The sequence below is a fragment of the Saccharothrix coeruleofusca genome (assembly GCF_014648515.1).
Lineage (GTDB): Bacteria > Actinomycetota > Actinomycetes > Mycobacteriales > Pseudonocardiaceae > Actinosynnema > Actinosynnema coeruleofuscum.
Genome location: NZ_BMRG01000004.1, coordinates 435,014 through 446,680 on the forward strand (window position 1 = coordinate 435,014; position 11,667 = coordinate 446,680).

Sequence of the window (11,667 nt, forward strand, 5' to 3'; positions counted from 1 at the left end):
GAGATCGGCCGGGCCATCGTGACGGGCCTGTGCGACGGGGAGGGGTCACCGGAGGTGTACCTCTCCCCACGGGGAGCCCGCACGGCCGCGGAGCTGTCCGAGCGCTACGACGGCGTGCGGGTGTGCGCCGACAACCAGGCGGTGGTGGACCGCTCCGAGCTGGTGGTCATCGCCGTGCGCCGCCAGGACCGGCACGAGGCGCTGGCCGGTGTGCGGGTGGACGGCGACCGGGTCGTGGTCAACGTGATGGCCGGTGTCGCCAACGACGACCTGCGCCGGACACTGGCCACCGACGTCCCGGTGGTCCGGGCCATTCCCCTGCCCGCGGTGCGCGAGCGCCGTTCCGTCACGGTGACCTGCCCGTCGCACCCGGTGGTGGACCCGTTCTTCGAGCAGCTGGGCGGGGTGCTCCCGGTCGCGGACGAGGCGGTCTTCGACGTCTTCTCCGCGCTGACGGGAACGCTGACCACGCACTACAGCTACCTCGCGACGCTGACCTCGTGGGCCGTCGGCCACGGCATCGCCTCCGACGACGCCGACAGCTACGTGCGCGGCCTCTTCCAAGGCGTCGGCCGTTCCCTGAGCGAGACAACCCGCTCCCTGAGCCAGCTCGCCAACGACCACGAGACCCCGAACGGGAGCAACGAGCGCATCCGCACCACCTGGTTCACCCCGGCCAACTCCCGAGCCCTGGAGAAGGCGCTCGACGACCTCCTGGCCGATCTGCGACGGTCCCGCTGAAGGGGCTCACCCGCCGAAGTGCGCGAGCGGCGTCTCAGTCCTTCCAGGGCATCTCGTCGCGCATCCCGGTGTCGATGGCGTAGGCGTTCTTCACCGCGGCCTTGAGCGCGCCCTCCACCCAGCGCCGGTGCCGCCGGTCGCAGGCGTCGTTGGCGAACCAGACCCGGTGCACCGGGCGGATCACGTCGTCGTAGGCCGCCTCGCTCATCTCGAAGGCGCGGAACAGCGGGCCGATGCCGCAGGCGAACCAGTCCAGCGCCCAGTCCTTGTAGACGCCGAACTCGAAGGTGTCACGGGCCTGCGGGTGGATCTTGGCCAGGTCCTCCAGCGCCTGCAGCACGCACTCCTCCCCCGCCAGCGGGGTGTAGGGCATGCTGTCCTGCTCCCAGCAGTAGGACGCGATCATCACGCCCTTGCGGTAGCGGGGGTCCTGCCCCGCGGGCGGGTAGACGACGTTGCGGATCGCCAGGTCGGTCACCGTCAGCCCCTGGGTGATGCCGTAGTCGTTCTCCCACCACCGCTCGCTGAACTGCATGAACAGCTTGTGCGCCCGGCCGTAGTAGGTGTTGCGGATGGCGTACCACTTGTCCGGGTCCAGCCCCTGGATCTCCATGTGCCGCAGCCCGGCGAAGGGCACGGTCACCACGCACTCGTCGGCGGTGAGGCGCTGGGACCGGCGGCCGACCCGGTAGTGCACGTGGACGTTCTTCTCGGTCTGGTCGATGGCGTGCACCACCGCGCCCAGCCGGATGTCGTCCATCAGGTGCGGTTCGAACGCCCTGGGCAGCGCGTCGGCACCGTCCACCAGGTAGACCAGGTTGCCGAACACGTCCTCGTAGTAGTGCGAGAACCACTCGACCAGTGAGAAGTGGTAGCGCCCCTCCAGGTTGAACAGAGGGCCGAGCATGGACAGCGCGCCATCGCTGAGCCCGCGCTCCTTCAGGTAGCCCAGCAGCGTGTACTTGTCGTAGTCGGTCAGCAGCCTGCGCCACGCCTCCGGGGCTTCCTCGCCCTCCACGATGTCGACCAGCGGTTGCACGGTGTGCCGGAGCAGTTCGTGGGGCGTCCGCGCGGCCTCGTGGGACAGCAGGTCGAAGTCGAATTGGTCGGCGCTGAACTCGGCGCGGCGCACGCCTTTGCCCTGCAGGTAGATGAACGTGTCCTCGTCGTACATCGGGAACGGCCGCACGGCGAGCTTGAACTTGTCCTGGATGAGCCACTGGACCAGCGGGTGCTGCAGCGGGAAGCGCATCGCGCCGAATTCGCCGTACATGTCGCCCGCGAATCCGCGGTGGGTGAGGATGCGGCCGCCCAACCGGTTCTGCCCCTCCAGCACGGTCACCTCGTGACCGGCCTCTTTGAGCAGCAGCGCGGTGGTCAGACCGGCCATTCCGGCGCCGATCACGACGACCCGCTTGCGCGGCCCGGAACTCTCGGGCAGTCCTTCTTTGAGCAGGGCGAGAACGTCGAGCGACATCAAGGGCACCTCCGCCAGAGCGCTTCCACGGCACAGCGACGGTACGCGTCCGCAGAATGCCCTGCCAGTACCCGAAAGCATGAGGAGGAATTACCGAGAATTGCGGATATTCCGCAGCGGCGGAAATGTTCGGCAAAAGATTTGACCGTTTGCAGGCAAATCCCACCCGTTCGAGTGATGGCGGGCCCCGCCGCCGGGAGTCCGGCGGCGGGGCCCGCCGTCGTCACACGGAGACCGGCTCGCGCTCCCGCACCGGTTGCCCGCCGTCGGCCGCGCGGGACCGGCGGCGCTCCTTGCGGCTCTCCACCATCGAGTACAGCGTGGGCACCAGCAGCAGCGTCAGCAGCGTGGAGCTGATCAGCCCGCCGATCACCACGATCGCCAGCGGCTTGCCGATGAAGGCGCCCTCGCCGGTGATCCCCAGCGCCATCGGCAGCAGCGCGAAGATCGTCGCCGCCGCGGTCATCAGGATCGGCCGCAGGCGGCGCCTGCCGCCCTCCACCACCGCCTCGGTGACCCCCATGCCCTCCGCCCGGTACTGGTTGACCAGGTCGATCAGCACGATCGCGTTGGTCACCACGATGCCGACCAGCATCAGCATGCCGATCAGCGCGGGCAGCCCCAGCGGGGTGCCGGTGGCCAGCAGCAGGCCGATCGCGCCGGTCGCCGCGAACGGGATGGACACCAGCAGGATCAGCGGCTGCACCAGGCTGCGGAAGGTCGCCACCATGATCAGGAACACGATGGCGATGGCGGCCAGCATGGCCAGGCCCAGGTCGGCGAAGGTCTCGGCCTGGTCGGCGCTGACGCCGCCGATGCGGTAGTCCGCGCCGCCGGGCAGGTCGAGCGCGTCCAGGCGGGAGGTCAGCTCGGTGGTCACCGCGCCCAGGTCGCTGCCGGTGGCCTTGGCCGAGACCGTGGCGCTGCGCGCGCCGTCGGTGCGCCGCACCTGCACCGGGCCGTCCACCACCGACACCTCGGCGACCTGCCCCAGGGTCGCGCCGCCGGGCAGCGGCAGCGCGCGCAGGGCGTTGACGTCGGCCGGGGTCGTGCCGCTGCGCAGCAGCACGCGCTGCGGCTCGCCGCCGATGGGCAGCTCGGCCACCGGCACGCCGCGCAGCGCCTGCGCCGCGAACTGGCCGATGGCCTGCCCCGACAGGCCGCGCGCCGCCGCGGCGGCCTGGTTGACCACCACCTGCACGCGCGGCGCGCTGACCGCGAGGTCGTTGGTCACCTCGCCGACGCCCGGCGTGCCGGAGACCGCCCGCTGCACGCTGTCCGCCGCCGCGCGCAGGGTGTCCGCGTCCGGCGCGGTCACCAGCACGTCGATGGAGTCCGAGCCGAACCCGGACGCGGCGGCGCCGAAGGCGACCTCGCCCGCACCGCCGGTGGCGCCGAGGCGCTCGGTCAGCCGCTGCTGCAGGGCGGCCAGGTCGGTGCCCTCGCGGACGGTGGCGCGGATGCTGGTGTCCGAGCCACCGCCCATGCCGAAGGCGGCCAGGCCGCTGTCGCCGCCGATGGTGACCTGGTAGGTCTCCACCTCGTCGGTCTCGGCGAGCACGGCCTCGACCTCGCGCGCGGCCTCGTCGCGGGCGGCCAGGCTGCTGCCGGGAGGCAGCTTCTGGGTGCCCTGCAGCGCGGTGCCGCCCGCGTCGTCGATGAAGTTGGTCTCCAGACCACTGGCCAGGCCGAGGGTGCCGCCGAAGACCAGCGCCGCGATCAGCAGGGTGGCCCACCGCCGCCGCGTGGCGAACCGCAGCACGGGCACGTAGGCCCGCTGCAGCGGGCTGCGCCGCTCCTTGTCCACGGCGGCCTGCCTGACGCGCTCGGCCTCGGCCGGGTCGGCGGGCACCTCGGGCCGCTTGAGGAACCAGTACGCCAGCACCGGCACGATGGTCAGCGACACCACCAGCGACGCCAGCAGCGCCACGGTCACCGTGATGGAGAACGGTCCGAACAGCTCGCCCGCGATGCCGCCGACGAAGGCGATCGGCAGGAACACCGCCACCGTGGTCAGCGTGGACGCGGTCACCGCGCCCGCCACCTCGCGGGTGCCGTCGAGCACCGCGCGCTGCTTCTCGTCGCCGTACTCCAGGTGCCGCTTGATGTTCTCCAGCACCACGATCGAGTCGTCCACCACCCGGCCGACCGCGATGGTCAGCGCGCCGAGGGTGAGCAGGTTCAGCGACAGGTCCCCGGTCCACAGCGCCAGCAGCGCCACCAGCACCGACAGCGGGATGGACACCGCGGTCACCAGCGTGGAGCGCACCGACAGCAGGAACAGCAGGATCACCACGACGGCGAACAGCAGGCCCAGCAGCCCCTCGGTGGTCAGGCCGCTGATGGCCTTCTCCACCGCCGGGCCCTGGTCGAAGGCGACGGTGAGCTTGCTGTTCGCGGCCTCGCCCAGCTCGTCGAGCCGGTCGCGCACGGCGCGGGAGATCTCCACCGCGTTGCCGTCGGCGTTCATGGTGACGCTGATGCCGAGGGTGGCCTCGCCGTCGGTGCGGGTGATCGCGGTGGCCGCGGCGGGCGCGGACTGCACCTGCGCCACGTCGCCGAGCCGGACCGGCCCGGCGGGCGAGGTCAGCACCAGGGCGCGCAGGTCGTCCACGGCGGTGATCGGCCCGCCGACCTGGACGGTCAGCGTGCGGTCGGCCTCGGTCAGCGAGCCCGCGGGCACCGTGGCGCCCGCGGCGGACAGCGCCGCGGTCAGCGCGGTCGGGTCGACGCGGGCGGCGGCCAGCCGGGCGTAGTCCACCGCCACGGTGACCTCGCGCTCGCGCTCACCGCTGACGGTGGCCTCGCGCACGCCGGGCAGGGCCTCCAGGGCGGGCACCACCTCGGCGCGCAGCCGGGCGGCGGTGGCGATGTCGTCGTCACCGGCGGTGGCGGCCAGCGCGACCACCGGGATGTCGTCGGTGCTGCCCTGGGCCACGGTCGGCTCCACGCCCTCGGGCAGGCGGGGCTGCAGCCTGTTCACGGCCTGCTGGAGCTGGGAGACCCCGGCGTCGAGGTCGGTGCCGTAGGTGAACATCACCTGCACCGTCGCGGAGCTCTCCGCGGAGCGGGTGAGCACCTGCTCCACGCCCGCCACACCGCGCGCGGCGGCCTGGATCGGCTCGGCGACCTGGCTGTCGACCAGGTCGGGCGAGGCGCCGGGGTAGGGCGCGACCACCACCGCGGCGGGCAGCTCGATGGACGGGAAGAGCTGCTGCTTCAACGAGGGCAGCGTGAGGACGCCGAAGCCGATGACCACCAGGCTGAGCAGCCCGACGAGGCTCCGGTTGGCCAGGCTCAGCCGAGCCAGCACGGACATGTGCCGTTTCTCCTTGGGTGACAAGCGCATGGGGACGCCCGCGAGTGGCGGCGGACGCGGGAAGCCTTTCACAGTCCACCTGAGACCGGCTCAGCCGGAAGTCGTCGCGTTCTCAGCCGTTGGTCGTCGCCTGCGCGACGCGGAGCGCCGACCCGGCAAGGACATTGCCCAGCGCGCACGCGTTGGTACCGTGGGTGACGAAGCCGCCCGGTCAGGGGGACCGGGCCGGAGGAGGACTGATGTCCGACACGCCCACCGCTTCCCACCCGCGCCCGGACCTGGACAGGTTCGGGCTGTCCCTGCCCTCGGTGCTCGCCGAGCGCCCCGAGGGCCACCCGTTCGACCCGCCCCGTGAACTGGTCCGCCTCAGCGGTCAGGCGCCGGTCCACCGCATCGCCACCCGCGACGGCGCCCCGGTCTGGGTGATCACGGGCATGGCCGAGTGCCGCGCCGCGCTGGCCGACGCGCGGCTGAGCTCCGACATCCTGGGGCACCCCGCGGTGCGGGAGAAGTTGCTGCCGCACGTCCGCGAGCGGCTGCTCGACGAGCGCGCCCGCGCGGGCAGCTTCATCACCATGGACGCGCCCCGGCACACCCGCTACCGCAAGCTGCTCACCGGCCAGTTCACCGTGCGCCGCATGAAGCAGCTCGTCCCGCGCGTGCACCAGATCGTCACCGACCAGCTGGACGCGATGATCGCGCAGGGGCCGCCCGCCGATCTGGTGCGCGACTTCGCGCTGCCGGTGCCGTCGCTGGTGATCTGCGAGCTGCTGGGCGTCGACTACGCCGACCGGGCCGAGTTCCAGGAGCGCTCGGCCAAGGTGCTGCGGGTCGACCTGCCGGTCGAGGAGCTGCTGGAGGCGGGTGACGGCCTGCGCGCCTTCATGCACGAGCTGGTGCGGCACAAGCGCGAGCGGCCCGCCGACGACATCCTGTCCGGGCTCGTCCACAGCGCGGCCGAGCCGCCGCTGGACGACGACGAGCTGGTGGGCATCGCCAACCTGCTGCTCGTGGCGGGCCACGAGACCACCGCGAACATGCTCGCGCTGGGCACCTTCGCGCTGCTGCGCAACCCCGAGCAGCTCGCCGCGCTGCGCGCGGACCCCTCGCTGGTCGACGGCGCGGTGGAGGAGTTGCTGCGCTACCTGTCGATCGTCCACCTGGGCATCAACCGCGTCACGACCCAGGAGGTGCGGATCGGCGACGAGGTCATCCCGGAGGGCGCCACGGTGGTGGTGTCGGTGCCACTGGCCAACCGCGACGCCCGCCAGTACGCCGACCCCGACGAGCTGGACGTGACGCGACCGCGCGGGGCGCACATCGCCTTCGGGCACGGCATCCACCAGTGCCTGGGTCAGCAGCTGGCCAGGGTGGAGATGGCGGTGGGGTTCACCGAGCTGCTGCGCAGGCTGCCGGGGCTGCGGTTGGAGGTCGAGCCGGAGCGGGTGCCGATGCGCAGCCAGATGATCGTCTACGGCGTGCACTCACTGCCGGTCAGCTGGGACGGCTGATCCTCAGGTCCGGGCGCTGGAGATCAGCGCCTCGGGCAGGTCCAGCCACCACCTCGCCCGGCGCGCGACGTCCGGCGAGGTGGTGGCGCCTGCTCGACGCCTGCGGCAGCGCGGCTGGACCATCCCGGCGCGCGGTGCCTGCGGAGCGTCGGCGATGCTGTCGGCGTGGAATACGTGTCCAGAGCGCCGCGGCCGCCGCTGGACGAGCTGATCGACGACCTCTACTACCTGGAGGGTGCGCCGCCGTACGCCCGGCTGATGCTGCCGCCGATGCCCGCGGCGTTGCTCATCGTCAACCTCGGGGCGCCGTTCCGCATCCGCGCGGGCACCGACATCGAGACGGCCGAGTACGCCGACGGCTGCGTGGTCACCACGCCCACCCGCGCGTTGGAGTTCTGCTACCCGCTGCCGACCCGATCCGTCGGCGTGCACTTCAAGCCGTGGGGGCTCGCGCCGTTCCTCCCGATGCCCGCGGCCGATCTGCGAGACCGGCCGGTGACGGTGGAGCAGGTCTGGGGCAGGCCCGCCATCGTCGATCTGCGAGACCGGCTGGCCACGGCGGACGAACCGCACGAGATGCTGACGCTGTTCGAGGAGGAGCTGGTGCGACGGCTGTGCGAGACCCTGGGCCTGGGGCTGGTCCGCCACACGAGCAGCGTCATCGCGGCGACCGGCGGGGCGGTGGCGATCGGCGACCTGAGCGCGGCTGCCGGTGTCAGCGGCACTCACCTGGCACAGCGGTTCAAGGAGCTCATCGGCGTCACGCCGAAGCGACTTGCCCGCACCTACCGCTTCGCCGCCACCGTGTTCGCGATCGACCCCGCCGGACCGGTCGACTGGGGCGACCTCGCCGGTGGCGCGGGCTACTTCGACCAGGCCCACTTCGGCCACGAGTTCCGGTCGTTCACCGGGCTCACGCCGACCCGGTACATCGAAGTCCGGCGGCGGTTCCTGCGCGAATACCCCGGCCACGCGATGGACGGCTGGCCGCTGCCCGTCGATTGATTTCTTACAAGAGCGACGGCTCGCGACACGCTAATTTCGGGGCACCCCAAGCAGAGGAGAGCCCTGTGGGCGAGGTTGTCATGTACAGCTCGGTGTCGGTGGACGGCTTCATCGCGGACGAGAACGACCAGCCGGGACCGCTGTTCGACTGGTTGTCCAGCGGGGACGTCCCGTTGGACGGCAGCGGCGAGCTGAAGGTGTCGCAGTCCTCCTACGACTACACCCGGCGGTACTGGGACCAGATCGGGGTGACGGTCGTCGGCCGGCACGTCTTCGACATCACGGACGGCTGGGACGGGAAGCCCCCGAGCGGGGTCGACCACGTGGTCGTCGTGACGCACCGGCCCGCGCCCGAGGGCTGGGACCCCGAGGCGCCGTTCCACTTCGTCGACGGCGTCGAGGCAGCCGTGGCCAAGGCGCAGGAGCTCGCGGGTGACCGCATCGTCGAGGTCGCCGCAGGCGACGTCGGGGGCCAAGTGCTCGCCGCGGGCCTGGTCGACGAGGTGCGCATGGACGTCGTGCCCGTCGTGCTCGGGTCCGGCAAGCGCTACTTCGGGTCGGTCGGCGCGCAGCACCTGTTGGAGGATCCCGATGTGGTGGTTCAGGGCAATCGGGTGCTCCACCTGAGCTACCGGGTGCGCCGTTGACCGATCCGAGCGGGAACGCGGAGAAGCCCGCCGCGAACCGCGGCGGGAAGGAGCCTGCCGGACGGACGGGGGTCGGGGAGGGTCGGCGGGCCGACCCTCCCCGACCGGTCAGTGGCCCGCCATCTCGGCGGCCAGCCGCTCGTCGCCGCTCTGCGTCTTGAGCGGCTTCTCCTTGATGAACAGCACCGCGATCAGCGCCACCGCCGCGATCGGGGCGCCGATGAGGAACAGCTCGGCGGTGGCCGTGGCGTAGATGTCCTGCACCACCGCGCGCACCGGCTCGGGCAGTGCCGCCAGGTCCGGCACCTCGCCGCCGCCCGCCGCCACCGGCCCGAACTTCTCCGCCATCAGCGAGGTGACCCGGTTGGCCAGCACCGCGCCCAGCACGCTCACCCCGATCGCGCCGCCCAGGCTGCGGAAGAAGGTCAGCGTTGAAGTCGTGGTGCCCAGGTCGCGGGCGGGCACGTCGTTCTGCGCGGCCAGCACGAGGTTCTGCATCAGCATGCCCACGCCGACGCCCAGCACGGCCATGTGCACGCTCACCACGAACACCGTGGTGCCCGCGTCGATGGTGGACAGCAGCAGCATCCCGACGACCATCACCACGCCGCCCGCGATCAGGAACGCCTTCCAGCGGCCCCACTTGGTGATCAGCTGCCCGGCCACGGTGGAGGACACCAGCAGGCCGAAGATCAGCGGCAGGCTCATCAGCCCGGCCTGGGTGGGCGTCTTGCCCATGCCGATCTGGAAGTACTGCGACAGGAACACCGTGCCGCCGAACATGGCCACGCCGACCAGGGCGCTGGCCACGGTGGCCAGCGCGGCGGTGCGGTTGGCGAAGATCGACAGGGGCACCACCGGCTCGGCCGCGCGGCTCTCCACCCACACCGCCAGCGCCAGCAGCACCACGCCCGCCGCCACCAGCACCGCGCTCCAGGCCGAGGCCCAGGCGAACTCGTTGCCCGCCAGCGAAGTCCACACCAGCAGGGTGGACACGCCCGCGACGATCAGCGCCGCACCCAGGTAGTCGATCTTGACCTCGCGGCGCACCACGGGCAGGTGCAGGGTGCGCTGGAGCAGGTAGATCGCGGCCAGGGTGAACGGCACGCCGATGAAGAAGCACCACCGCCAGCCCAGCCACTCGGTGTCCACCAGCAGGCCGCCGATCAGCGGTCCGGCCACGGTGCCCACGCCGAACACCGCGCCGAAGATGCCCGAGTAGCGGCCCAGCTCGCGCGGCGGGATCATCGCCGCCATCACGATGGTGGCCAGCGCGGTCATGCCGCCCGCGCCCAGGCCCTGCACGACGCGGCTGGCGATGAGCACCTCGACGTTGGGCGAGAAGCCCGCGATCAGCGAGCCGACCACGAACAGGCCCAGCGACAGCTGGATGAGCAGCTTGCGGCTGTAGAGGTCGGCGAGCTTGCCCCACAGCGGCACGGTCGCGGTCATCGCCAGCAGCTCGGTGGTCACCACCCAGGTGTAGACCGACTGCGACCCGTTCAGGTCGGCGATGATGCGCGGCAGCGCGTTGGACACGATGGTGGAGGCCAGGATGGACATGAACATGCCCATCATCAGCCCGGACATGGCTTGCACGACCTCACGGCGCGACGTGCGCGGCGGGGCCGTCGTGGAGTCGGTCATCATCCCTCGTCGGATCGGTGCGGCGGGTCCGCCAAGCCGGCGGCCACCAGGTCCATGGCCTCGATGAACAGCTCGGCCAGCCGCGCCGGGTCACGACGCCCCTCCGGGCTGGCCCACCGGGTCATCGCGACCCGGAAGGCGGCCCCGGCCGCGGCGGCCAGCAGGTGCGGGTAGATGTCGTGGGGGGAGAGCCCGCAGCGCGCGGCCACGGCGGCCACCATGTGCTGCTCGGTCTCCTCCCCCGCGGCGAACAGGCGGGTCAGCAGGGCGGGGTGCTGGTGCACCACCTTTATCCGCAGCAGGCACAGCTCGGGGTCGTCCGCCAGCTCGTCGGCTATCTCCGCCAGCAGGGTGTCGCGCACCACGACCGCGGCGGACCGGTCCTCGGGCTGGGCCGCGATGCGCGCGGCGATGCGCGCGGCCGCGTCCGGGTCGGGCCCGATGACGGCTTCTTCCTTGCCCGCGAAGTAGTTGAAGAAGGTGCGCGGCGACACCCCCGCCGCGGCGCTGATGTCGTCCACGGTGACGTGGTCGAGCCCCCGCTCGGCGGCCAGGAGCACGGCGGCGCGGGCCAGAGCCGCCCGTGTGCGCCGCTTTTTGCGGTCGCGCAATCCCTCCCCCGGCACGGCTCCACGATACGGAGAACGTGCAGACACTGCAAATTTGCATGATCGGCATTTCCGGTCGCTGTCCGGCACCGGGGACGCCCGCGAGCACACGTCCAGGTGAATCGGCAGGTCGGGCGGTTGCCCGCACTTCTGTCGGGCAGCCCTAAGCGGGCACGCGTCGGGAGGTGGGTTCGTGGCGTCGCTGTCGGCACGGGTACGCGGTGCGGCGCTGCTGGCCGCGCTGGTCGTCACGGCCCCGGTGTCGGCGCTGGTGTGCGGGGTGGCGCGCGTGGTGCTGCCCGAGCGCCCCAGGAACGAGCCGCCACGGGCGCGCACGGTGCTGGTCACCACCGCGCACATGACCAAGAGCCTGTTCCTGGCCAGGAAGTTCCACCAGGCGGGCCACCGCGTCGTGGCCGTGTCGATCCCCCGCCACCGCTGGGGGCCGCTGCGGTTCTCCCGCGCGGCCCGCGCCTTCCACCTCGTCACCGACCCCGCCGAGGACCCCCGCGGCTACGTCCGGGACCTGATCGCGGTCATCCGCGCCGAGGGCGTGGACACCGTGGTGCCGGTCATCGACGAACCGGGCCGCGCGCAGCCCACCTCCGACGCCGCTCCCCTGCTGGCCGAGCACTGCGCGGTGCTGGCCAACGACCCGGCGACCCACCACCTGCTCAACGACAAGGCGAGCTTCGCCGAACTCGTGCGCGCC

8 protein-coding genes and 1 pseudogene are annotated in these 11,667 nt (G+C 72.0%); 5 read left to right on the forward strand and 4 right to left on the reverse strand.

The window, feature by feature from the left end:
• Positions 1–741, forward strand: a 741-nt coding sequence (locus tag IEZ00_RS14195; RefSeq protein WP_229795630.1) for an NAD(P)-binding domain-containing protein, incomplete at its 5' end; no start/stop codon positions are given.
• A gap of 34 nt (positions 742–775) precedes the next feature.
• On the opposite strand, the gene IEZ00_RS14200 is transcribed toward IEZ00_RS14195, so the two are convergent.
• Positions 776–2,218: a flavin monoamine oxidase family protein gene (locus IEZ00_RS14200; protein ID WP_189223682.1), complete on the reverse strand. Its 1,443-nt coding sequence runs from the start codon at positions 2,216–2,218 to the stop codon at positions 776–778.
• A gap of 223 nt (positions 2,219–2,441) precedes the next feature.
• Entirely contained in the window at positions 2,442–5,537 is a 3,096-nt protein-coding gene (locus tag IEZ00_RS14205; protein WP_189223683.1) for an efflux RND transporter permease subunit, read from the reverse strand.
• A gap of 239 nt (positions 5,538–5,776) precedes the next feature.
• On the opposite strand from IEZ00_RS14205, the gene IEZ00_RS14210 reads away from it, so the two are divergent.
• The 3 genes from IEZ00_RS14210 to IEZ00_RS14220 all read left to right on the forward strand — a co-directional run bounded on the left by IEZ00_RS14210 (position 5,777) and on the right by IEZ00_RS14220 (position 8,700).
• Positions 5,777–7,048 carry a cytochrome P450 gene (locus IEZ00_RS14210; protein ID WP_189223684.1) on the forward strand — a complete coding sequence of 424 codons (1,272 nt, stop codon included), beginning with the start codon at positions 5,777–5,779 and terminating at the stop codon, positions 7,046–7,048.
• A gap of 165 nt (positions 7,049–7,213) precedes the next feature.
• A complete protein-coding gene (locus IEZ00_RS14215; RefSeq protein ID WP_229795633.1) occupies positions 7,214–8,053 on the forward strand; it encodes an AraC family transcriptional regulator in 840 nt (279 codons plus the stop codon).
• Between the two features lie 65 nt (positions 8,054–8,118).
• A complete protein-coding gene (locus tag IEZ00_RS14220) occupies positions 8,119–8,700 on the forward strand; it encodes a dihydrofolate reductase family protein (RefSeq protein WP_189223685.1) in 582 nt (193 codons plus the stop codon).
• A gap of 108 nt (positions 8,701–8,808) precedes the next feature.
• Here the strand turns inward: IEZ00_RS14220 and IEZ00_RS14225 are convergent, their stop codons facing one another.
• Positions 8,809–10,347 (reverse strand): MDR family MFS transporter, encoded by a 1,539-nt coding sequence (locus IEZ00_RS14225; protein WP_209618645.1) that lies wholly within the window; start codon positions 10,345–10,347, stop codon positions 8,809–8,811.
• Positions 10,347–10,973, reverse strand: a complete 627-nt coding sequence (locus IEZ00_RS36620) for a TetR/AcrR family transcriptional regulator (protein WP_229795634.1) — start codon at positions 10,971–10,973, stop codon at positions 10,347–10,349. The genes IEZ00_RS14225 and IEZ00_RS36620 overlap by 1 nt, the downstream gene beginning before the upstream one ends.
• Before the next feature lie 175 nt (positions 10,974–11,148).
• Here IEZ00_RS36620 and IEZ00_RS14235 point away from each other — a divergent pair.
• Positions 11,149–11,667, forward strand: a pseudogene (locus IEZ00_RS14235) (ATP-grasp enzyme); the annotation flags it as partial.